The sequence below is a fragment of the Nocardioides sp. Z43_10 genome, from assembly GCF_059766615.1.
The window spans coordinates 673,145-694,964 of the sequence record NZ_JCBAJY010000001.1; the positions used below are offsets into that span (position 1 = coordinate 673,145).

Here is a 21,820-nt window from a genome sequence, read left to right on the forward strand (position 1 = left end):
GGATCGAACCTAACCGCGCCCCCCGACAGGGACCGGGTGCGTAGCCTCGGCCCATGCAGCAGGTGCGCCGAGCCGCCCGCGCACCGGGGCTCCTCGCCCTGGTGCTGCTGGCCGGCGTCGCCTGCAGCTCGGCCTCCGACCCCGCGGGCCGTGGCGAGGCCCCGTCCCGCAGCGCCGATCCGGCGTCCCCCGAGTCGCGGCGGACACCGCAGGGATCGCCCACCCAGCCGCTGGTGCTGAGCGTCGACCCGCGGGTGGGCCCGCTGGACCTCCCGCTGCGCACCGCGCGACGGCTGGTGCGCGGCGACGAGGTGGCCGGTCTCCCGGCGGTCGAGGTGGCGCCGGCCAGCGAGGTGGGGCCCGAGCGGCGGGTGGTCCGGGTGGGCGGCGTGCACCCACTGCGCCACCCGGGGCGCTACCGGTTGAGGACCCCCGGCCGCGCCACGCCCACCGGCGAGGTCCCGGTCGTCACCACGGTGACGGTGACCGGTGACGTGATGCTCGGGCGGGCGGTGGCCGAGCGGGGCGCGCAGGTGGGCGACCCGGGCCACGCGCTGCGGCCGATGGCGCGCCGCCTCGCTTCCGCCGACCTCACCGTCGGCAACCTGGAGAACACGCTGTCCCGCGCCGGCGCCCCCACCCAGGGCGGCGACTCCTTCGCCGCGCCGCCGGCGGTCGCCCGTGCTCTGCGCAGCGCCGGGTTCGACGTGCTCGGGCTGGCCAACAACCACCTCGGCGACTTCGGGCCGGACGCGCTCGCCGAGACCGTACGGCGCCTGCGCGGCGCCGGGCTGAAGACCTTCGGCGCCGGCCGGGACGCGGCCCAGGCCTGGCAGCCGGTGGTGGTCGAGCGCAACGGCGTGCGCTTCGGCCTGATCGGGTTCAACGCCATCGGCGAGACCCCCGAGGTGGGCCCCGACAGCCCGGGCGCGGTGTCGGTGAGCATGCCGCCGCGCACCGGCCCGCTCGACCGCGCGGAGCTGGCCCGGTTCCTGCGCGCCGTACGCCGCCTGGACCGGACCGTGGACGTGACGCTGGTGCTGCCGCACTGGGGCACCCAGTACACCCAGCGTCCCGAGCCGATCCAGCGCCGGGTGGCCCGCGACTTGGTCGCCGCCGGCGCGGACGTCGTGGTCGGCGGGCACCCGCACTGGGTCCAGGGCACCTCCGTGCTGGCCCGGCCCGGCGGCGGCGACGCCCTCGTCGTGCACTCGCTGGGCAACTTCGTCTTCGACATGGACTTCATGGAGCCCACCCAGGAGGGCCTCGTCCTCGAGCTGGTGTTCTGGGGCGACGAGCTCAAGGCCGCCGAGCCGGTGCCCTACCGGATCGGCGCGGACTACGCCCCGCGGCTGGTGTCCTGGGCCGACGCGGCCGCCAACCTCGGGCTCTTCTGGGAGTTCAGCGACCTGCCAGCCAGGACCAGGTGAGCCGGCCGACCCGGTCCAGCTGGGCCCGTTCCACGACCGCCGCGACGTCGCCGCTGGAGTGGTAGCCCGGGTACGGCGTGCTGCCGATCCGGGCCACCGTGAAGCCGGCCTTCTCGAACGACCAGTGGTCGCTGGTCCGCAGCTCGGTCCGGGTGCTGGGGATGTCGAGCTCGTCTGCCAGCGCGAGCAGCCGGTCGCGGACCCCGGTCGGCGAGAGGCCGCCCAGCCCCACCGGCACCCGCGCGCCCACTCCGACCCGGTCCAGCGACACCATCGCCCGCAGGTTCGCGCGCGCGGCCGGGCTCATCTCGCGCACGTAGTGCTGGGAGCCGAAGTGGTGCTCGTCGTCGCCGGGCCCGCGCGGCTCCTCGGCGCCGAACGCGACCAGCACCGTGGGCAGTCGGGGATCCTGGGCCGCGGCCAGCCGGGCCAGCTCCAGCAGCACCGCGACGCCCGAGGCGTTGTCCTCGGCGCCGGGGGCGACCGCGACCGTGTCCAGGTGCGCGCCCACCAGCAGGTACGGCGCGCCCGGGTCGAAGCCCGGCGGCGTCGCCACCACGTTGGACGAGCGGCCGGCCGCCACCGGCACCCCCCAGGAGTCGCCGGCGGGGACGGGGAAGCGCTGCCGGGTCACGTCGTAGCCGTAGACGGCGAAGTGCGCGGCGACGTACGCCGCGGCCTCGCGGTACGCCGGCCCGGTGGCCAGGCGCGGCCCGATCCGGCCCGCCAGCACCCGGACGTGGCCCAGGGCGCGTCCCGCGCCGAAGCGGACCGTGGGGCGAGGTGACTCCTCCGGGACGGGCGCGGTGGGCGAGGCGGTGCCGGGCGGGGGAGCGGCGCGCCGCGACGCGGAGTCGGAGGCGACCGGGGGAGGGGCGTCCTGCCCGCTGCAGCCGAGGCCGCCGGCCAGCACCGCGAGGACCAGTGCGCAGCCGGCCGCCGTACGACGCGTGCAGGATGCCATCGCGAGCTCCCGGGCTGATCGTGTCGCCGTGGACCGTGAGGGCGCCAGCATGACACGCGGGGCGGACCCCGGACGCGGTCGCGCTGAGCGCTCCGTCGCCGGCCGGGGCTGTGACGTCCCGCACGTCGGACCGAGGCCTGCCACCGTGACAGTTCACCTGTCATGATCGCGCCATGAGCTATGAACTCGGTCAGGGAACCGGCCCGCTGCAGGGCGTCAAGGTCGTCGAGATCGCCGGTATCGGGCCCAGCCCGCACGCCTGCATGATCCTCGCCGACCTCGGTGCGGACGTGATCCGCGTCGAGCGTCCCGGCGGCCAGGCGCTGACCGGGGGCTCGACCGACCTGCTCAACCGCGGGCGCCCCAGCGTCGCGCTGAACCTCAAGGACCCCGCCGCGATCGCGGTCGTGCTCGACCTGATCGAGGGCGCCGACGTGGTGATCGAGGGGATGCGCCCCGGCACCACCGAGCGGCTCGGCCTGGGTCCCGACGTGTGCCTGGAGCGCAACCCGCGACTGGTCTACGGGCGGATGACCGGGTGGGGCCAGGACGGCCCGCTGGCCAAGGCCGCCGGGCACGACATGAACTACATCTCGATCACCGGCGCCCTGCACGGGATGGGCCAGGACAAGGCCCGCCCGCACTTCCCGGCCAACCTCATCGGCGACTTCGGTGGCGGCTCGACGTACCTGGTGATCGGCATCCTCGCGGCGCTGCTGGAGGCCCGGACCAGTGGCCAGGGACAGGTCATCGACGCCGCGATCGTGGACGGCACCGCCCACCTCAACGCGATGGGCTCGGCGATGCTGGCCTCGGGGTCCTTCCGGGAGGAGCGGGCCGCCAACCTGCTCGACGGCGGCCAGCCCTACTACGACATCTACGAGACCTCCGACGCCCGCCACATGTCGGTGGGTGCGCTGGAGCCGCAGTTCTACGCCGAGTTCGTGCGGCTGCTCGGCATCGAGGAGTCCGCGCCGGACCGCTTCGACGCCGAGCGCGGCGACGACCTGCGCAAGATGATCACCGACGCCTTCCTCACCCGCACCCAGGCCGAGTGGGCCGAGGTGTTCGAGGGCACCGACGCCTGCGTGGCGCCGATCATCCCGCTCAGTGAGGCCGCCACGCACCCGCACATGGCCGCCCGCGAGGTCTTCGTCGAGCACCAGGGCGTGCTGCAGCCGGCGCCCGCGCCCCGCTTCTCGCGCACCCGCGCCACGCTGGGCGCCCCGCCCGCGGCCCGCCCCGGCGAGCACACCCGCGAGGCCCTCAGCGCCTGGGGCGTGGCCGACGTCGACGCCCTCATCGAGTCCGGCGCCGCCGTCCAGCCCTGAGCGCCGAGTCGGCGTGAACTCGCGCCCGTCCGGCGCCGAGTCGGCGTGAATTCGCGCCCGCCTGCGGCCGAGTCGGCGTGAACTGTCAGCATGGCGGCGTGAAACCGTTCCTCTTCCTCGGCATCCGTGCCGAGGACAGCGCCGCCGACGACGAGTACGCCGCGATCCTGCGCTGCGCCGGCCTGGCCGAGCGCGACGTACACCGGGTGCGCGTGGAGCGCGACGAGCTCGGCGACGTCGACCTCGACCGCTTCTCGGGGGTCGTCCTCGGCGGCGGTCCGTTCAACGTCAGCGACCCCGTCGAGTCCAAGTCGGCCGCACAGGTCCGGGTGGAGGCCGAGCTGCGCGCGCTGAGCCTGCGCGCGGTCGCCGACGACTTCCCCTTCCTCGGCGCCTGCTACGGCATCGGCACGCTCGGCAGCCTGCACGGCGGCGTGGTCGACCGGACGTACGGCGAGCCGATCGGGGCGGTGCGCATGGAGTTGACCGAGGCCGGCCGCGCCGACGCGCTCTTCGGGATCCTGCCCGCCTCGTTCGACGCGTTCCTCGGGCACAAGGAGGCCGTGCGCCGCCTGCCCGACGGCGCGGTGCTGCTGACCACCTCGCCGAGCTGCCCGGTGCAGGCCTTCCGGCTGGGGCGCAACGTCTACGCCACCCAGTTCCACCCGGAGCTGGACGACGAGGGGCTGTGCACCCGCATCGAGGTCTACCGCCACCACGGCTACTTCGACCCGCCCGAGGCCGACGAGCTGCAGCGCCGGGCCCGCGCCGCGACGGTCACCGAGCCGCCGCGGCTGCTGGCCCGGTTCGTGGAGCTCTTCGCCCGCTGACCAGCGCGGCCCGAGCGCCGTACCGGCTGAGCGCCCTGCCCCTGGGGTGCCGGCGGATGTGTCCTGCGCGACGTCGCGGTTTGCGAGGTGCGGCACGGGGCACCACGGGTGTCCTCGGTGGGGCCGATGCCGCCTCGCCCGTACCCGGAGGTCCCTGGTGTTCCTGTTCTTCAGCAATCGGCTCGGCTGCGCCGGCTCGGTCCTCGTCTCGCTCGTGATCACCGCGATCCTGATGCTGGTCCTCTTCACGCTCTGACCCGCCCGCCGGGTCGTCCGCCCGGGTCGTACGCCGGCGACGGGACCATCGGCCCGTGTGAGTGGTTGCGTACCCGGTTACCGTCGTACACGGAACATCGCTCGACCCGAACCTCCTGGAGGGCACCATGGGCATCGACGAGGACGTCACCACGCACCTGACCGAAGCGCGCTGTTGGGAGCTGCTGCGCGGTGACGAGTTCGGGCGCTTGGCCTTCCGGCTGACCGACGAGATGCACATCGTCCCGATCAACTACGCGGTCGACGGCAAGACCATCCTGTTCCGCACCTCCGGCGGCGAGAAGCTGCTGAGCGTGATCATGCACGGGGAGGTCGCCTTCGAGATCGACCGGTACGGCGAGAAGGAGGCGACCAGCGTCGTCGTCCGCGGCCGCGCCCGGCGCCTGGAGGAGGACGAGGAGCACCGCGCGGAGAACGTGCCGCTGCGCCCGTGGATCGGCACCCACAAGTACAACGTCGTGGAGATCACCCCCACCACGATCACCGGTCGCGCCTTCCAGCTCGACCGTCCCTGGCTGCACCTGCGCCCCAACGCCTGATCCGCCCCCTCCGCACCGGTGCGCCGGTCGTGATCCGCGCCACTCCCGCCGCGCGGGAGGGTCCGGTGATGCGGTTCGGCCCCGTCGGCTGCGCTAGGTTGGATCCAGCAGCCCGTCCAGTCTTGCCTCGGGCTGTCGGCGTACCGCCTTCCAGGTGATGTGACGCCGCCTTCCGGGCTCCGGCCCGTGAGCGCACGCTTTCGTTGTTCCCGTCGCCGACGGGACGGCTTGGTGAGACACACCAACGGATAGCGACATTCTCTTGTCTTCTGCTGCACCCGCCTCTGCCCGCACCGCGAACGCTGCCGGATTCTCCGAGCTCGGCGTCCCCGCGGACCTGACCCGGATCCTGGCGGATCTGGGCATCACCTCCCCCACTCCCATCCAGGCCGCGACGCTGCCGGACTCTCTCGCGGGTCGCGACGTCCTGGGCCGTGGCCGTACCGGCTCCGGCAAGACCTACGCGTTCCTGCTGCCGCTGGTCGCGCGCCTGGTGACGTCGGGCCGCAAGCCCCGCGCCGGCGCCCCGCGTGCGCTGATCCTGGCCCCCACCCGTGAGCTGGTCGGTCAGATCCAGGAGTCCCTCGAGCCGCTGGCCAAGGCCAACGGCCTGTCCACCCAGACCGTCTTCGGCGGGGTGGGTCAGAACCCGCAGGTCCAGGGCCTGCGTCGCGGCATCGACATCGTGCTGGCCTGCCCCGGCCGCCTCGAGGACCTGATCAACCAGGGCCACTGCTCGCTGGCCGACATCGAGGTGACGATCCTCGACGAGGCCGACCACATGGCCGACCTGGGGTTCCTGCCCGCCGTGCGCCGGCTGATGGACAAGACGCCGACCAACGGTCAGCGGCTGCTGTTCTCCGCGACGCTCGACGGTGCCATCAACGTGCTGGTCAAGAAGTACCTGCACTCCCCGGTCACCCACGAGGCCGACTCGGCCCAGTCGCCGATCTCGACGATGGACCACCACGTGCTGCACGTGGAGCGCGACCACCGCGTCCCGGTGCTGGTCGACCTGACCAGCGCGCCCGGTCGCACGGTCGTCTTCACCCGGACCAAGCACGGCGCCAAGGCCCTGACCCGCCAGCTCAACAAGAACGGCGTACCCACCGTCGAGCTGCACGGCAACCTCAGCCAGAACGCCCGTACCCGCAACATGGCCGCCTTCCACGAGGGCAAGGCCACGACGCTGGTCGCGACCGACATCGCCGCGCGCGGTATCCACGTCGACGACGTCGCCCTGGTCATCCACGCCGACCCGCCGGTCGAGCACAAGGCCTACCTGCACCGCTCCGGTCGTACGGCGCGCGCCGGCGCCGCGGGCACCGTGGTGACGCTGATGACCAGCGACCAGGTCCGCGACGTCCGCGACCTGACCCGGGCGGCCGGCATCAAGCCGACCACGACCCGGCTCGACGGACCGGCTCACCCGATCCTGGTGAAGCTGGCCCCGGGCGAGCGTCAGGTCGTCCCCGGCGGTCTCGTCCTCGACGTTCCCGTGCAGCCTGCCGGGCGTGGTGGCGGTTCGGACACCGGCGCGAAGAGCAGCGGTGGCCGCAACCGCAGCCGACGCGGTGGCTCCGGCACCGGCGCTGCCGGCGGCGGTCGTGGCGCCTCGGGTGCCCGCAGCGGTGCCTCGGCCGGCAAGCCGGCCGCCAAGTCGGGCGCGAAGCCCGCCGGTGGCGCTCGCGCGGGCGGCGGACAGCGCTCGACGTCCCGCCCGGCCGGCAAGACCGGCGGCCACAGCGCCGCGTCGTTCAGCCGCGGCGTCCGCTGACCCAGCCCCACACCAGCACCAAGGGCCCACCAGCACCAGCACCACCAGGCCCAGCACCACCAGGCCCAGCACCACCAGGCCCCAGCACCACCAGGCCCAGCACCACTAGGCCCCAGCACCACCAGCACCCCCCCCGCGACCCGTCACTCGCTCGACCAGACACGCCGTCTCTGGATGAGCGAGTGACGGGTCGCGGTCCGTTAGTGGTGGAGCAGGGCGTCGACGAGATCGCTCTTCTTCATGCTGGAGCGGCCCTCGATGCCCAGCTCGCCGGCGCGCTTGCGCAGGTCCTTCACGCTCCAGTCCTCATAGGAGGCTGAGCTGCCCCCCTTCTGCCCGACCTTCGAGCGGGAGCTGTTGGCGGCGGCGTTGGCGATCCGCGCCGACTTCTCCTTGCTGTTGCCCTCGTCGCGCAGCTTCTCGTAGAGCCCGTCGTCCTTGACGCTGGGCCCGGGCTTGCCCTCACCCTTCTTGCTGGGCACGAGTCCTCCTTCGCTCGCTAGGTCTGGGCCTCAGGTGCCCGGTCCGCGCCCGGGCAAACCGCCCAGGAACTCCCGGACCGCCGCCCCGCCGACCGCTCTCTCCCCTCGCCGAGCCGTCACTGGCGCGGTCACAACCGGCGTGTCTGGTCGAGGGAGTGACGGGTCGGCGGGGGTGGGCTGGGGTGGGGCTGGGAGGGGGTGGGGGTCAGGGGGTGGCGCGCTCGCGGGCGCGGTCGAGGCGGGCCATCCAGGGCTTGGCGGTGACGCCGTGCACCAGCACCGAGAGCACGATCGTGAAGGCCACGGTGGACCACAGCCACGGGGCCTCGGGGAAGTTCGCCTCGCCGGTGGCGTAGGCCAGGTAGTAGATCGAGCCGATCCCGCGCACCCCGAAGAACGCCACCGCGCGGCGCTCCGGGACGGTCAGCTCGCCCACGCGGTCGCGGCCTCCCGAGGTCGCGCTCAGGGCGATCAGCCCGGCCAGCGGCCGGATCACGAAGATCGTCACCACCCCGACCAGCACGCCCCACACGTCGAGGTAGGCGAGCAGGCCGTTGGTCATCTCGATGCCGAGGAAGAGCAGGATCACCAGCGTGAGCAGCCGCTCCAGGCGGTCGACCACCTCGTGCATGGCGCGGTGGTACTCGTGGCCACGCTCCTGGGCGCGCAGCGTCATCGCGCAGGTGAACACCGCGAGGAAGCCGTAGCCACCGAGCAGCTCCGAGGCGCCGTACGCCGTGAGCAGCGCGGCGAGCACCACCAGCGGCTCGCCCTGCTCGGCCAGGCGGAGGTCCTTGTTGGGCAGCCGGAAGGTCGCCTTGCCCAGGAGCCAGCCGACGACCAGGCCGGCTGCGACGCCGAGGACCACCTTGGCGACCAGGTACCACTCGAACCAGTGCACCGCGTCGGAGAACGCGAACCCGCCGGCGGCCAGCAGGATGGCGAGGTAGACGAAGGGGAAGGCCAGGCCGTCGTTCAGCCCGGCCTCGGCGGTCAGGGCGAACCGGACCTCGTCGTGCTCGTGGCCCTCCTCGTCCTGGTGGTCGGGCAGGATCTCCATCTCGTCGGCGTCCTGGGTCACCGCCGGCCCGCCGACCTGGACGTCGGAGGCGAGCACCGGGTCGGTGGGGGCGAGTACGGCGCCGAGCAGCACGGCGCCGGCCAGGGACAGCCCGCCGGCCCACCAGCCGAGGGCCGCCACCGCGAGGATCGTCAACGGCATGGTCACCCCCAGCAGGCGCCAGGCGGCCGACCACCGGCCCCACGACCGCCAGGACCGCAGGTTCAGCGGCCGGTCGAGCGCGAGCCCCACCCCCATCAGCGCGACGAGCACGGCCACCTCGGAGACGTGCTCGATCACCACCCGGTCGGCCTCGTCACCGGGGTTGAAGGTGAAGCCCTCGAGCAGCGGGGTCAGCCCGAGCAGCAACCCGACGCCGGCCAGCACGATCGGCGAAGACAGCGCGAAGCGCTGGAGCACCGAGGGCAGCACCACGGCGAGTAGCAGGCAGAGCCCACCGATGAGAAAGACTCCGTCCGCTGTCATAACTGGACGCTAGCCGCTGTGTTGAAAATGCGAACCGGCGGTGATACCTGCGGACCCCGCAGAGCCCGGCGCCGGCTCAGCGCGGCGGCAGCCGGTGCAGCTCGACGTCCTCGAGGCGAGCCTCCACCGCGGTCGCGGTGAGGTAGGTGCAGTGCGGCTGGCGGCGCCGGTCGGTGGGCGATCCCGGATTCAGCAGACGCAGCGGCGTCCCCGACGCCGTGGTGGTCGTGGTGTCCCAGGGGATGTGGCTGTGGCCGAAGACCAGCACGTCCACGTCGTCGTACGCCGCGGCGCAGCGTCGCTCGCGGCCCTGGGCGTCGCCGGTCTCGTGGACCACGGCGAACCGCACCCCGCCCAGCGTCGCGCGCGCCACCTCCGGGAGTCGCCGGCGCAGCTCGGCGCCGTCGTTGTTGCCGTAGACCCCCACCAGCCGCCGCGAGCGGGCCTCGAGCTCGTCGAGCAGCGCCGGCTCCACCCAGTCCCCGGCATGCACTACGACGTCGGCCGCCGCCACCGCCTCCCACAGCTCACCCGGCAGGTCGCGGGCCCGCTTGGGCAGGTGGGTGTCGGCCATCAGTACCAGTCGTTGCCTCTCCACACGGCGAGCCTAGGCCCGCGAGGGGGCGCGCGATCCGGCTCGGGTCGCTAGCCTCGGTTCATGGATGTCGACAGCGGCGCGAAGCTCCCCAACTCGGTCTACGAGGCCGAGCTGGCGCGGCTGCAGGCCGAGTTCGTCAAGGTCCAGGAGTGGACCCGGGCCGAGGGCAAGCGGATCGTGGTGATCTTCGAGGGCCGCGACGCCGCCGGCAAGGGCGGCGCGATCAAGCGGATCACCCAGTACCTCAGCCCCCGGGTCGCGCGGATCGTCGCGCTGCCGGCGCCGACCGAGCGCGAGCGCGGGCAGTGGTACTTCCAGCGCTACCTCAACCAGCTGCCCCGCGCGGGGGAGATGGTCTTCTTCGACCGGTCCTGGTACAACCGCGCCGGCGTCGAGAAGGTGATGGGCTTCTGCACGCCCACCGAGTACCACCGCTTCCTGCACCAGTGCCCGATCCTCGAGCGGATGCTGGTCGAGGACGGCATCCTGCTGCGCAAGTACTGGTTCTCGGTCAGCGACCAGGAGCAACAGCGCCGGTTCCGCTCGCGCCTCGACGACCCGCTGCGGCGCTGGAAGCTCTCCACGATGGACCTGGAGTCGATCACCCGCTGGGAGGACTACTCGCGCGCCAAGGACCAGATGATGGTGCACACCGACATCCCCGAGGCGCCGTGGTTCGTCGTGGAGGGCGACGTGAAGAAGCGCGCCCGGCTGAACATGATGGCCCACCTGCTCTCCACGATCCCCTACACCGAGATCACGCTGCCGCAGCTCGAGCTGCCCGAGCGCCCCGCGCCCACCGGCTACGAGCGGCCGCCGCGCGAGCAGGCGACGTACGTGCCCGACTACTTCGCCACCCTGACCCAGGGCGGAACCGAGAGCGCAGCCAAGAGCTCAGCCAAGAGCTGACCGAGGCCCGCCCTCAGCGCGCGCGGCGGTCGATCGCCTGGCGCTTCTTCTCGTCCACCGCCGCCTCGTAGGCCGCGACCAGGCTGGAGACCGACAGCGGCTTGAGCCGCTCGACGATCTCGCGCAGCCGCTCGGGACTGACGCCGGACTCCTTGTAGAGCGGCCACACCATCGTGCGGAACAGGTCGTCGAGCTCCTCGGCGACCGCGCGCCCGTGCGCGGCGTACACCTCGGCCGCGGCCAGCGCCGCCGCGGTGGGGAAGCCGAGGTCGAGCAGGCCCAGCCCGACCGAGAGCTGCGAGACCGCGACCCGGAAGCACCCCGGCTCCCCGGGAGTCACGATCCGCAGCGCCTCCAGGGTGGAGAGGTCCTCCTCGGACAGGGTGCGCCCGGCGCGCCGGTCCAGCTCCGCGCGGGGCATCTCCAGGGGCGGCTCGCTCTGCCAGGGGGCGAGCATCGTGCGGTGCAGCGCGATGTCGTCGGGACCGGCGGAGTCGGGGATCGCGGCGAGGTAGCGCTCGATCGCGGCCAGCGTGAAGCCGTGGCTCTGCAGCTCCTGGACCAGCTCCAGGCGGGAGACGTGATCGGCGGTGTAGTAGCCCGAGCGGCCGCGGCGGATCGGCGGGGGCACCAGGCCGCGGGTGGTGTAGAAGCGGACGTTGCGCACGCTCATCCCCACGCGCTGGGTCAGCTCGTCGAGGCTGTACAGGTCGGTAGGGGCGGGGCTGGTGGGGACAGAGTCGCCCATGGGTCTCCTGAAGCTCTTCGCTAGGGCAGTGGCGCGGTTGTGGCGCACGCCACACTGGACGGACGGCGCCTTGACGGTGACAGTAATAGTGTCACAATCGGCAGGCACAGTCTTCCAGCACGCAAGGGACCCCTCATGGCAGAAGCATTCGTGTACGACCACATTCGTACGCCGCGCGGCAAGGGCAAGAAGAACGGCTCGCTGCACGAGGTGAAGCCGGTCGACCTCGTCGTCGGCCTCCTCGACGAGCTCCAGACCCGCAACCCCAGCCTCGACCCGCACCGCATCGACGACGTCGTGCTCGGCGTGGTCTCCCCGATCGGTGACCAGGGTGGCGACATCGCCAAGACCGCGGCGCTGGCCGCCGGCCTGCCCGACACCGTCGCCGGCGTCCAGCTGAACCGCTTCTGCGCCTCGGGGCTGGAGGCGGTCAACCAGGCCGCCTCGCGCGTGCGTGGCGGCTTCGAGGACCTGATCCTCGCCGGCGGCGTCGAGTCGATGAGCCGGGTCCCGATGGGCTCCGACGGCGGCGCCTGGGCCGCAGACCCGGCCACCGCCTTCAAGACCTCGTTCGTGCCGCAGGGCATCGGCGCGGACCTGATCGCCACCATCGAGGGCTGGTCGCGCGAGGACGTCGACGCGTTCGCCGCGGAGTCCAACGCGCGCGCCGCCAAGGCGTGGGCCAACGGCTACTTCGCCCGCTCGGTGGTCCCGGTCAAGGACCTCAACGGCCTCACCGTCCTCGGTCACGACGAGTTCATCCGCCCCGGCACCTCGGTGGAGAGCCTGGCCGGGCTCAAGGCGTCGTTCGCCGACATCGGCCAGCAGGCCGGCTTCGACGACGTCGCGCTGGAGAAGTACCACTGGGTCGAGCGGATCGACCACGTCCACCACGCCGGCAACTCCTCGGGCATCGTCGACGGCTCCGCGCTGATGGCGATCGGCAGCGAGCAGGTCGGCACCGACCTCGGCCTCACCCCGCGCGCCCGGATCATCGCCACGGCGGTCTCCGGCGCCGACCCGACGATCATGCTCACAGGTCCGGCACCGGCCGCGCGCAAGGCGCTGGCCAAGGCGGGGCTGAAGGTCTCCGACATCGACCTGTTCGAGATCAACGAGGCGTTCGCCGCGGTCGCCATGCGCTTCATGCGCGACATGGGGATCACCGCCGACATCACCAACGTCAACGGCGGCGCCATCGCGATGGGCCACCCGCTGGGCGCCACCGGCGCGATGATCCTCGGCACCCTCATCGACGAGCTCGAGCGTCGCGAGCAGAAGCGCGGCCTCGCCACGCTCTGCGTCGGCGGCGGCATGGGCATCGCCACCATCGTCGAACTTGTCTGACCCGGCCCGGACTGAGAAGGAACACGCATCCATGAGCACTGAGACCCAGACCGCGGTCCGCTACGACCGGGACGCCGACGGCATCGTCACGCTGACCCTCGACGACCCCACCGCGCGCGCCAACACGATGAACGAGCTCTACCAGAGGTCGATGGACGAGGCGGTCGATCGGCTCTACGCCGAGGTCGACGACGTCGTCGGCGTCGTGATCGCCAGCGCCAAGAAGACCTTCTTCGCCGGCGGCAACCTCAAGAACATGGTCCAGGCCGGCCCCGACGACGCCCAGTCGGTGCTCGAGTCCGCGGAGACCATCAAGGCCGGCCTGCGCCGCCTCGAGCTCTACCCGCGTCCGGTCGTCGCCGCCATCAACGGCGCCGCGCTCGGCGGTGGCCTGGAGATCTGCCTGGCCACCAACCACCGCATCGCCGTCGACGACAACAAGACGCCGATCGGCCTGCCCGAGTCGACGCTGGGCCTGCTGCCCGGCGGCGGCGGGGTGACCCGCGTGGTGCGGATGCTCGGCATCCAGAGCGCGCTGATGGACGTGCTGCTGCCCGGCACCCAGTTCAAGCCCGCCCAGGCCAAGGAGAAGGGGCTGATCGACGAGCTCGTCGCCAGCCAGGATGAGCTGCTCCCGGCCGCCAAGGCGTGGGTCCTCGCCCACAAGGACGACCCCGAGGCCGCCCAGAACCCGTGGGACCGCGCCGGCTACAAGATGCCCGGCGGCACGCCGGCCAGCCCCAAGCTCGCCGGCTTCCTGCCGGCGTTCCCGGCCCTGCTGCGCCAGCAGACCAAGGGCGCGCTCTACCCCGCCCCGCGCGCGATCATGAGCGCCGCGGTCGAGGGCGCGCAGGTCGACTTCGACACCGCCTCGCGCATCGAGTCGCGCTACCTGACCAGCCTGATCGTCAACCAGCAGGCGAAGAACATGATCCAGGCGTTCTTCTTCGACCTGCAGGCGATCAACTCCGGCTCGCTGCGCCCCGACGGCATCGAGCCGTTCAAGGCCACCAAGGTCGGCGTCCTCGGCGCCGGGATGATGGGAGCCGGCATCGCCTACTCCTGCGCCCGCGCGGGGATGGAGGTCGTGCTCAAGGACGTCTCGGCCGAGAACGCCGAGAAGGGCAAGGCCTACTCCGAGAAGCTGCTCACCAAGGCCGTCTCGCGCGGCAAGAGCACCGAGGAGAAGAAGGCCGAGCTGCTGGGCCGGATCACCGCCACCGCCGACCCGGCCGACCTGGCCGGCTGCGACCTGGTGATCGAGGCGGTCTTCGAGGACCCGGCGCTGAAGAGCAAGGTGTTCGCCGAGGTGATGCCGTACGTCAACGCGGACGCGCTGCTGTGCTCCAACACCTCGACGCTGCCGATCACCGAGCTGGCCGAGGGCGTCGAGCGTCCCGCGGACTTCATCGGGCTGCACTTCTTCTCGCCCGTCGACAAGATGCCGCTGGTGGAGATCATCCGCGGCAAGGAGACCTCCGACGTGGCGCTGGCCAAGGCCTACGACGTGGTCCAGCAGATCCGCAAGACGCCGATCGTGGTCAACGACAGCCGGGGGTTCTACACCTCGCGGGTGATCGGGACGATGGTCAACGAGGGCCTGGCGATGCTCAACGAGGGCATGCACCCGGTCAGCATCGAGCGGGCCGCGACGCAGGACGGCTACCCGGTCGGCACCCTGCAGCTCTCCGACGAGCTCAACATGGAGCTGATGGCCAAGATCCGCAAGGCCACCGCCGACGCCGCCGAGCGCGACGGCATCACGCTGCCGGAGGACCCGGCCGGTGACGTGGTCGCCACGATGATCGAGCTGGGCCGCTCCAGCCGCCTCAAGGGCGCCGGCTTCTACGAGTACGACGAGTCCGGCAAGCGGCTGGGCCTGTGGCCCGGTCTGGCCGAGCGGTTCCCCGTCGCCGAGCAGCAGATCCCCTTCCAGGACATGAAGGACCGGCTGCTGTTCGTCGAGGCGATCGAGACCGCCAAGTGCTTCGAGGAGGGTGTCATCACCTCCGCGGCGGCCGCTAACATCGGCTCGATCATGGGCATCGGCTTCCCGGCCAACACCGGTGGCGCCGCGCAGTTCATGACCGGCTACGTGGCCGCCGACGGCGAGATCGGGCTGGCCGCGTTCGTCAAGCGTGCCGACGAGCTCGCCGACGCCTACGGCGAGCGGTTCCGCCCCACGGCGTACCTGCGCGACCTGGTGGCGAAGGGCGAGTCCTTCCCCGCCTGATCGCCTCTCACCCGACGCGGCGCCGGATCCCTGTGGGGGTCCGGCGCCGTGTCGCGCGATTTGTGGACCATCCGCTCCGCAGCCGGGTGAGGTGCCGCACAATGAGCGCGTGACCGTGCGCCATGACGAGGGAAACCCCACCCGCGGCCTCCGTGAGGAGGACGCGTTCGACGTGGCCGCCGCCGCCGGCTGGCTGCGCGAGCACGCGGCCGGGGACCGCACCGAGCTGGCCGACGTGCCCGAGGTGCGCCAGTACGGCGGGGGAGCCTCCAACCTCACCTACCTGCTGCGCTACCCCGAGCGCGACCTGGTGCTGCGCCGCCCGCCGGTCGGCACCAAGGCCGCCGGCGCGCACGACATGGCCCGCGAGTTCCGGCTCCAGGCCGCGCTGCACCCGGTCTTCCCCCGGGTGCCGCGGATGGTGGCGCTGTGCGAGGACGAGAGCGTGCTCGGCGCGCCGTTCTACGTGATGGACCGGGTGGCCGGCACGATCCTGCGCAAGGACCCGCCCGCCGCGCTGTCACCCGCGGACGCCTCCACGCTGTGCTCGAACGCCCTGGACGTGCTGGTCGAGCTGCACGCCGTCGACGTGCAGGGCGCCGGACTGGAGTCGCTGGGCCGCGGCCCGGGGTACGTCGAGCGCCAGGTCGGCGGCTGGTCGGGCCGCTTCCGGCGGGCGCGCACCGAGGATGTCGGCGACTTCGAGGACGTGATCGCCTGGCTGGAGGGCCACCGGCCCGACGACGTCGCCAGCTGCCTGATCCACAACGACTTCCGCTTCGACAACCTGGTGCTCGACGCCGACGACCCGCTGCAGGTGGTCGCGGTGCTGGACTGGGAGCTGGCCACCGTGGGCGACCCGCTGATGGACCTCGGCGGCGCGCTGGCCTACTGGGTGGAGCCCGGGGACGACGACTTCTTCCAGGCCTTCCGGCGCCAGCCGACCACGGCGCCGGGGATGTGGACGCGCGCCGAGGTCGTCGCGGCGTACGGCGAGCGCACCGGGCGCACGGTGACGCCCGAGCAGTGGCTCTTCTACGAGGTCTTCGGGCTGTTCCGGGTCTCGGTGATCGCCCAGCAGATCCACTACCGCTACTTCCACGGCCAGACCACCAACGAGGCCTTCGCGACGTTCGGCCCCGCGGTGGGCTACCTCGAGACCCGCTGCCGCGCCCTGCTGGGGCTCTGATGGGCTCGCTGCTGCTAGTGCGCCACGGCCAGGCCTCGTGGGGCACCGACGACTACGACGTGCTCTCGCCGCTGGGCTGGGAGCAGGGCAGGCTGCTGGGGAAGTCGCTCGCGGCGCGCGGGGTCCGCCCCGATCTGGTGGTCCGCGGCGACATGCGCCGCCACCGGGAGACGGTCGAGGCGATCGCGCAGGGTGCAGGCTGGGACGTCCCGGTCGAGGTCGACGGCGCGTGGGACGAGTACGACCACCTGGCGGTGCTCGCCCGCCACGACGAGACGCTCGAGGACGAGCTCGACCGCCGGCAGTTCCAGGCGTGGTTCGAGGCCGCCATGCGGCGCTGGTCCTCCGGGGACCACGACGCGGAGTACCACGAGCCGTTCGCCGCCTTCACCGACCGGGTGGTGCGCGCCCTGGAGCGGGTGGTCGAGCGGGTCCCCGCGAGCGGCACCGTGCTGGTGGTGACCTCGGGTGGGCCGATCGCGTGGAGCACGATCGCGCTGGTCAACGACTGGGAGAGCGGGGAGGGGCCGGCCCCCTACGCGGCGGCCTGGGCGCGGCTGAACACGGTGGCGGTGAACTCCGGGGTCAGCAAGGTGGTGGTCGGGCGCCGCGGCACCACGCTGGTGACCTTCAACGAGCACAGCCACCTCGAGGGCGGCACGCTCACCTACCGCTGACCGGCTAGCGTCGGCGCCATGACCTCTTCGCGTGCCGACCTGGCCCCGTCGTCGGCCGAGGGTGCGCCGCGCACCGTCGGCCGATTCGCGCTGGCGGCGGTGATGCTGATCGCCGGGGTGGGCCACCTGGCCCGCACCGAGGAGTTCCGGGCGCAGGTGCCGCCGTTCTTCCCCGCCCGCGACGCGATCGTCTACGCCTCCGGGGTGGTGGAGCTCGCCATCGGGGCGGCCCTGGTGGCGGCCCGCGGCCGGCGCCGGGTGCAGCTGGGGTTCCTGCTCGCGGCGTTCTTCGTGGTGATCTTCCCCGGCAACATCAGCCAGTACCTCACCGGCGAGGACGCCTTCGGGCTCGACACCGACGCCAAGCGCGCGGTGCGGCTGGTCTTCCAGCCGGTGCTGGTGCTGTGGGCGCTGTGGTGCACCGGCGCGCTCGCCGCGTGGCGGCGTCGCCGCTCCTGAGCGGCGCGGCCGCGTGGGCGGTCAGTCGTCGAGGGGGAGCCGTACGGCGACCAGGGCGACGTCGTCCTCGGGGCGCTCGGGCAGCAGCCTGCGCAGCAGCTCGTCGCAGATCTGGTCCAGGGGCAGGTCCTCGTCGATCAGCTCGGTGAGCACGCTGGCGAGCTGGTCGATGCCGTCGTCGAGGTTCTGACCGCGCCGCTCGACAAGCCCGTCGGTGTAGAGCAGCACGGTGGCTCCGCGCGCCAGGGTGCGGACCGCCTCCGCGCGCGCGACGTGCGGGTTGAGCCCGAGCAGCAGGTCGGGGGAGTCGGTCCACAGCACCGCGGCCGGCCCGCTCCCCGGCTGGACCACCAGCGGCGGCGGGTGGCCCGCGTTGGCCCAGCGCAGCCGGGCGGTCCCAGCCGCGCGCTCGGCGGGGGTCTGCTCGAGGCGCGCGAGGAGCACCGTCGCGGTGGTGTCGATCTGCAGGGACGACATCGCCTCGTCGACCCGGCGCAGGACCTCGGCGGGCTGGGCGCCGGTGGTGACCGCGATGCCGCGCAGCAGGCTGCGCAGCTGGCCCATCGCCGCGGCGGCCGCGGTGTCGTGGCCGACGACGTCGCCGATCACGATCGCCATCGAGCCGTCGTCCTGCAGGAACGCGTCGTACCAGTCGCCGCCCACCTGGGCCGCCTCCGCCGCGGGCACGTAGCGCACCACGACCTGGAGGTCCTCCGACTGCGGCGGCGCGGTCATCATGCTGCGCTGGAGCGTCTCGGCGAGCTCGCGCTGCTGGACGTAGAGGCGGGCGTTGTCCAGGGCCAGGCCGGCCCGGCCGGCCACCTCCTCGAGGGTGGCCAGATCGTCGGGCGCGAACTGCGCGCGGGCGTGGCCGCGGAACGCAGAGAGCAGACCGAGGGTCCGCCCGCGTGCGCGCAGCGGGATCACCACGGCCGAGCTCGGGTCCAGGCGCAGGCACAGGTCGCGCGCCTCTCCCGCGGTGAGCACCTGCGCGATCTGGGCGGCCGCGTGCTCGGCGACCAGCACCGTGCCCTGCTGGTCCAGCGCGCGGGCGACGAAGGAGGCGTCGGTGAGGGCGGGGATGCGCACCTGGGTGTAGCGCTCGACCAGGTCGCGGAGCTCCGGGGCGGCGTGCCACCAGCCGACGTCGCGCAGCCCGCGGCGCCAGTCCCCGTGCCCGGCCGCGGAGTCCTCGACCAGGGTGACCAGGCACCAGTCAGCCACCGGCGGGACGATCAGCTGGGCCAGGCGCCCGACGGCCTCCACCGGGTCGAAGGTCCCGGTCAGGGCGGCCGTCACGTCTCCGAGCAGCTCGGCGCGCCGGGTGCCGCGGGCGACCGTGTCCTGGGCGAGCCGCCGGTCGGTGGTCTCCAGGAGGTAGACCGAGAGGCCGTCGGAGGTCGGCCAGGCACGCGCCTCGAACCAGCTCTCCAGCGGCTGTGCGTAGTAGACCTCGAACGACACCGCCTCCCGGGTCTCCATCGCCTTGCGGTAGTGCTCTTCGAAGTCGCTGCCCTCGATCCGGGGGAAGAGCTCCCACAGCACGCTGCCGATGGCCTCGGCCCGGCTGACGCCGAGCAGGCGCTGGGCCTCGGCGTTGAGGTAGGTGAAGCGCCAGGCGCGGTCGAGGTGGAAGAAGGCCGTGGGCATGGCGTCCAGCACGCGGGTGACCAGCGCCTCGCCCTCCTGGGCGGCGGTGGTGTCGATCCCCGCGCCCAGCACGCGGACCGCGGTCCCCTCGGGGCCGGCCAGGGCGCGTCCGCGGGCGCTGATCCAGCGCACACCTGCGTCGGGGAGCACGACGCGGTAGTCGACGCTGAAGACGCCGCAGCTCGAGATCGCCTCCAGCAGCGCCCGGTGCAGGCGCGGCCGATCCTCGGGGTGCACCAGCTCGTCGAAGGCCTCCATGGTGCCCGCGAAGGCCGAGCGCTGCACGCCGAAGAGCTCGATCAGGCGCTCGTCCCAGCGCAGCTCGCCGGAGCCCAGGTCCCAGTCGAAGGCGCCCACGCCGGCCGCGTCGACGGCGAGCTGCCAGACCAGCCGCTCCTCGTCGTACGTCGCGACCAGGGCCGCGAGCTCGAGCTCGGCCACCACCGGTCCGGCGAGCAGCTCCAGCAGCGCCACGTCCGCGTCGCTCCAGTCGCGGGGCGAGGCGTCGTAGACGCAGAGCGCGCCGACCGGGTGACCGTCCGCGACCAGCGGGACGCCCAGGTAGGAGCCCACCAGGCCGGAGACCACCGGCGGCAGGTGACGCACCCGCTCGTCGGTGCCTGCGTCGCTCACCTGCAGGGCCGCGGAGTCGGTGACGATCAGCCGGCACAGCGAGTCGATGGTCGCAGACTGCTCGCCGACGGCGTCCGCACCGGCACCGACGCCGGCCATCACGCTCTGCACGTCGGAGATCAGCGACACCTGCGCGGAGCCGGCCCGCAGCAGCCGCGCCGCCCGCTCGGTGAGCCGGTTCAGCGATTCCAGGCCCTCGGGCCGGGAGAGGCGCCGCGCGTAGTGGGCACGGGCGGCCTCCAGTGCGCCGTCGCCTGCGAACGGGCCGGTCGCGTCGTCCGCGGCGCTCACGTCACCCTCGCCGGGCGTCGTCCGACTACTGGACACCTGGTCCATGTGCCGGAGACGCCGCTGGCCCTCATCTGGAGAGTGTGGCACTTTCCGGGCACCGTCGGCCCCAATGTCGACGCACCGGAGTCCGGAGGCTCAGATCAGTCTCTTGAACACGGTGAGCGGCGCATGCCGCATCACCACCGAGAGCGGCGCCCACGGCCACGGCGGCACGTGGGCGGAGGGCCTCTCCTTCTCGATCGCGGCGACCATCGCCCGCACGCCCTTCTCGGTCGACACCATCAGCGGCTGGCGCTGGGCGACGTGCTCGTTCATCTCCGAGGCGATGTAACCCGGGTAGATCACCGAGACCTTGATGGCGGTGCCGTGCAGTTCGGTGCGCAGGCCCTCGGCGAGGTGCGCCACCCCGGCCTTCGTCGCGGCGTACGTCGTCATCGACTTGGGCATCCCGCGCACCGCCGAGAGCGAGGACACCATCACCAGGTGCCCGGCCTGCTGAGCGCGGAAGACCTCCATCGCCGCCTCGGCCTGGGTCAGGGCGCCGACGAAGTTCGTCATCGCGGTCTCCCGGTTCGCGCCCTGGCGACCGGTGCCCAGGGGCGAGCCCTTGCCGAGGCCGGCGTTGATCACGATGCGGTCGATCCGGCCGAGCTCGGCGTGGAAGTCGCGGAAGCCCGCGAACACCGACTCGTCGTCGGTGACGTCGACGGCGCGGATCAGGACCCGGCGCTGCGGATGCGCGGCGAGGATCTCCGCGCGGAGCTCCTCGAGCCGATCGGTACGGCGCGCACAGAGCGCCAGGTCGTAGCCCAGGTCGGCGAACTGGCGGGCCATCTCGGCGCCGAGTCCGGAGCTGGCGCCGGTGATCAGGATGCTGCGGGCCATGTGGCGGGATCTCCCAGTGCTCTCGGACGCGGCGGGCGGCGGCGTCGGCCTGTTCCGGCTCGACGCCGCCGCCCGGCGTGGTGGTGTGTCGGTGCTGCTCTCGGTGGGGTCAGCGCTGCTCGGGCGCCTGGACCACCACGGTGTTGAGGATCTTGTCGGTGAGGGTCTGCTTCTTCGCGTCCCACAGCGGCCACAGGTAGTCGATGTAGCAGGCCTGGTTGATCACCCCGTGCAGGAGGTAGCGCACGAACGCCATGCCGGCGCCGACCGGCTGGCCGTCCTGCTCGCGGATCAGCTTGATCCCGACCTTGGCCTTGCCGTAGCTGGCGCCGGTGCGGCCCTGGCGCATCATGTAGTTGCGGACCCAGATCACGACTCCCACGATCATCCCGGCCGCCAGCAGCAGGAGGCCGACGATCAGCAGCGGGAAGTTGGGCTCGGTGACCTCGCCGTACGAGTTGGTCTCCGCGGTGGCCATCGCGGCGATGAACAGCACGTAGCCGATGATCGTCAGGACCCACGAGGGCCACATGATCAGCAGGTCCCACAGCGTCGCGATGGCCCGCTGCCCCCACGTGGCGTAGGCGCCCTGGCCGGCGCCGTACGGCTGCTGGCCGTAGGGCGAGCCGTAGGCGGGGGCCTGGCCGTAGGGCTGACCGGGCTGCTGGCCGTAGCCGGGCGCCTGGCCGTACGGCGACTGCTGGCCGTAGCCGGCCTGCTGGCCGTACGGCGACTGAGCCTGCTGCGGCGGCTGGCCGTACGGTGACGGGTTCTGGCCGTAGGGGTCCTGGGGCGGGTTTCCGTACTGCGACAAGGGTGTCTCCTGCGTATGCGGCCTGCATCGGCCCGGTCGGCCGACGTGGCACAGGTTAGTGGCTGCGCTCACCCCGCGACGTCCTCTTGCGCCGACTCGGCGTGAACTCGCGCGCTCAGCCCCCCGAGTCGGCGTGAACTCGCGCGCTCAGCCCCCCGAGTCGGCGTGAACTCGCATCCCCAGCGCGCTGAGTCGTCGTGACCTCGCAGCCC

The 21,820-nt window shown here is 72.7% G+C and carries 19 protein-coding genes; 11 read left to right on the forward strand and 8 right to left on the reverse strand.

Annotated features, from left to right (window positions below):
* Positions 1-53: 53 nt before the first annotated feature.
* On the forward strand, positions 54-1,430 hold the full coding sequence (locus tag AC6EI4_RS03170) for a CapA family protein (protein ID WP_498450549.1): 1,377 nt from the start codon (positions 54-56) through the stop codon (positions 1,428-1,430).
* Here the strand turns inward: AC6EI4_RS03170 and AC6EI4_RS03175 are convergent.
* Complete coding sequence (locus tag AC6EI4_RS03175; RefSeq protein ID WP_498450550.1) at positions 1,402-2,394, reverse strand: M28 family metallopeptidase; 993 nt, start codon at positions 2,392-2,394, stop codon at positions 1,402-1,404. The two genes, AC6EI4_RS03170 and AC6EI4_RS03175, sit on opposite strands and share 29 nt — an antisense overlap.
* A gap of 173 nt (positions 2,395-2,567) precedes the next feature.
* Here AC6EI4_RS03175 and AC6EI4_RS03180 point away from each other — a divergent pair, with 173 nt between their 5' ends.
* From AC6EI4_RS03180 to AC6EI4_RS03195, 4 genes are all read left to right on the forward strand, one after another.
* Complete coding sequence (locus AC6EI4_RS03180) at positions 2,568-3,725, forward strand: CaiB/BaiF CoA transferase family protein (RefSeq protein WP_498419824.1); 1,158 nt, start codon at positions 2,568-2,570, stop codon at positions 3,723-3,725.
* Positions 3,726-3,823: 98 nt separating this feature from the next.
* On the forward strand, positions 3,824-4,555 hold the full coding sequence (locus AC6EI4_RS03185) for a glutamine amidotransferase (protein ID WP_498419822.1): 732 nt from the start codon (positions 3,824-3,826) through the stop codon (positions 4,553-4,555).
* A 383-nt stretch (positions 4,556-4,938) separates the two neighbouring features.
* Positions 4,939-5,370, forward strand: a complete 432-nt coding sequence (locus AC6EI4_RS03190) for a pyridoxamine 5'-phosphate oxidase family protein (RefSeq protein ID WP_498450551.1) — start codon at positions 4,939-4,941, stop codon at positions 5,368-5,370.
* Between the two features lie 262 nt (positions 5,371-5,632).
* On the forward strand, positions 5,633-7,147 hold the full coding sequence (locus AC6EI4_RS03195) for a DEAD/DEAH box helicase (RefSeq protein ID WP_498450552.1): 1,515 nt from the start codon (positions 5,633-5,635) through the stop codon (positions 7,145-7,147).
* Positions 7,148-7,347: 200 nt separating this feature from the next.
* Here AC6EI4_RS03195 and AC6EI4_RS03200 read toward each other — a convergent pair whose 3' ends face one another.
* The 3 genes from AC6EI4_RS03200 to AC6EI4_RS03210 all read right to left on the reverse strand — a co-directional run bounded on the left by AC6EI4_RS03200 (position 7,348) and on the right by AC6EI4_RS03210 (position 9,773).
* A complete protein-coding gene (locus tag AC6EI4_RS03200) occupies positions 7,348-7,629 on the reverse strand; it encodes a DUF7218 family protein (protein WP_498450553.1) in 282 nt (93 codons plus the stop codon).
* Between the two features lie 205 nt (positions 7,630-7,834).
* Positions 7,835-9,175, reverse strand: coding sequence for a cation:proton antiporter (locus AC6EI4_RS03205; RefSeq protein WP_498419815.1), 1,341 nt, complete (start codon positions 9,173-9,175; stop codon positions 7,835-7,837).
* A gap of 76 nt (positions 9,176-9,251) precedes the next feature.
* A complete protein-coding gene (locus tag AC6EI4_RS03210) occupies positions 9,252-9,773 on the reverse strand; it encodes a metallophosphoesterase family protein (protein ID WP_498419814.1) in 522 nt (173 codons plus the stop codon).
* Positions 9,774-9,833: 60 nt separating this feature from the next.
* Here AC6EI4_RS03210 and ppk2 point away from each other — a divergent pair, with 60 nt between their 5' ends.
* On the forward strand, positions 9,834-10,682 hold the full coding sequence (gene ppk2, locus AC6EI4_RS03215; protein WP_498450554.1) for a polyphosphate kinase 2: 849 nt from the start codon (positions 9,834-9,836) through the stop codon (positions 10,680-10,682).
* 13 nt (positions 10,683-10,695) lie between these two features.
* On the opposite strand, the gene AC6EI4_RS03220 is transcribed toward ppk2, so the two are convergent.
* Positions 10,696-11,430: a MerR family transcriptional regulator gene (locus AC6EI4_RS03220; protein ID WP_498450555.1), complete on the reverse strand. Its 735-nt coding sequence runs from the start codon at positions 11,428-11,430 to the stop codon at positions 10,696-10,698.
* Between the two features lie 135 nt (positions 11,431-11,565).
* On the opposite strand from AC6EI4_RS03220, the gene AC6EI4_RS03225 reads away from it, so the two are divergent.
* The 5 genes from AC6EI4_RS03225 (at position 11,566) to AC6EI4_RS03245 (ending at position 17,335) form a co-directional block, all read left to right on the forward strand.
* Positions 11,566-12,777: an acetyl-CoA C-acetyltransferase gene (locus AC6EI4_RS03225; protein ID WP_498419808.1), complete on the forward strand. Its 1,212-nt coding sequence runs from the start codon at positions 11,566-11,568 to the stop codon at positions 12,775-12,777.
* Positions 12,778-12,808: 31 nt separating this feature from the next.
* A complete protein-coding gene (locus tag AC6EI4_RS03230) occupies positions 12,809-15,010 on the forward strand; it encodes a 3-hydroxyacyl-CoA dehydrogenase NAD-binding domain-containing protein (RefSeq protein WP_498450556.1) in 2,202 nt (733 codons plus the stop codon).
* 109 nt (positions 15,011-15,119) lie between these two features.
* A complete protein-coding gene (locus AC6EI4_RS03235) occupies positions 15,120-16,199 on the forward strand; it encodes a phosphotransferase family protein (protein WP_498450557.1) in 1,080 nt (359 codons plus the stop codon).
* Positions 16,199-16,876: a histidine phosphatase family protein gene (locus tag AC6EI4_RS03240; RefSeq protein WP_498450558.1), complete on the forward strand. Its 678-nt coding sequence runs from the start codon at positions 16,199-16,201 to the stop codon at positions 16,874-16,876. Before AC6EI4_RS03235 ends, AC6EI4_RS03240 begins: the two co-directional genes overlap by 1 nt.
* 18 nt (positions 16,877-16,894) lie before the next feature.
* A complete protein-coding gene (locus tag AC6EI4_RS03245) occupies positions 16,895-17,335 on the forward strand; it encodes a DoxX family protein (RefSeq protein ID WP_498450559.1) in 441 nt (146 codons plus the stop codon).
* Between the two features lie 21 nt (positions 17,336-17,356).
* Here the strand turns inward: AC6EI4_RS03245 and AC6EI4_RS03250 are convergent, their stop codons facing one another.
* From AC6EI4_RS03250 to AC6EI4_RS03260, 3 genes are all read right to left on the reverse strand, one after another.
* Entirely contained in the window at positions 17,357-19,909 is a 2,553-nt protein-coding gene (locus tag AC6EI4_RS03250; RefSeq protein ID WP_498450560.1) for a SpoIIE family protein phosphatase, read from the reverse strand.
* Between the two features lie 135 nt (positions 19,910-20,044).
* Entirely contained in the window at positions 20,045-20,794 is a 750-nt protein-coding gene (locus AC6EI4_RS03255) for an SDR family oxidoreductase (protein WP_498450561.1), read from the reverse strand.
* A 109-nt stretch (positions 20,795-20,903) separates the two neighbouring features.
* The gene (locus tag AC6EI4_RS03260) at positions 20,904-21,608 is read right to left on the reverse strand and encodes an RDD family protein (RefSeq protein ID WP_498450562.1); all 705 of its coding nucleotides are present in this window, start codon (positions 21,606-21,608) and stop codon (positions 20,904-20,906) included.
* Positions 21,609-21,820: the final 212 nt, after the last annotated feature.

Excerpts from the sequence above, each read along its gene's own strand:
- AC6EI4_RS03170 (WP_498450549.1), top strand. The coding sequence starts at position 54 with ATGCAGCAGGTGCGCCGAGCCGCCCGCGCACCGGGGCTCCTCGCCCTG.
- AC6EI4_RS03175 (WP_498450550.1), bottom strand. The coding sequence starts at position 2,394 with ATGGCATCCTGCACGCGTCGTACGGCGGCCGGCTGCGCACTGGTCCTC.
- AC6EI4_RS03180 (WP_498419824.1), top strand. The coding sequence starts at position 2,568 with ATGAGCTATGAACTCGGTCAGGGAACCGGCCCGCTGCAGGGCGTCAAG.
- AC6EI4_RS03190 (WP_498450551.1), top strand. The coding sequence starts at position 4,939 with ATGGGCATCGACGAGGACGTCACCACGCACCTGACCGAAGCGCGCTGT.
- AC6EI4_RS03205 (WP_498419815.1), bottom strand. The coding sequence starts at position 9,175 with ATGACAGCGGACGGAGTCTTTCTCATCGGTGGGCTCTGCCTGCTACTC.
- ppk2 (WP_498450554.1), top strand. The coding sequence starts at position 9,834 with ATGGATGTCGACAGCGGCGCGAAGCTCCCCAACTCGGTCTACGAGGCC.
- AC6EI4_RS03220 (WP_498450555.1), bottom strand. The coding sequence starts at position 11,430 with ATGGGCGACTCTGTCCCCACCAGCCCCGCCCCTACCGACCTGTACAGC.
- AC6EI4_RS03225 (WP_498419808.1), top strand. The coding sequence starts at position 11,566 with ATGGCAGAAGCATTCGTGTACGACCACATTCGTACGCCGCGCGGCAAG.
- AC6EI4_RS03230 (WP_498450556.1), top strand. The coding sequence starts at position 12,809 with ATGAGCACTGAGACCCAGACCGCGGTCCGCTACGACCGGGACGCCGAC.
- AC6EI4_RS03240 (WP_498450558.1), top strand. The coding sequence starts at position 16,199 with ATGGGCTCGCTGCTGCTAGTGCGCCACGGCCAGGCCTCGTGGGGCACC.
- AC6EI4_RS03245 (WP_498450559.1), top strand. The coding sequence starts at position 16,895 with ATGACCTCTTCGCGTGCCGACCTGGCCCCGTCGTCGGCCGAGGGTGCG.
- AC6EI4_RS03255 (WP_498450561.1), bottom strand. The coding sequence starts at position 20,794 with ATGGCCCGCAGCATCCTGATCACCGGCGCCAGCTCCGGACTCGGCGCC.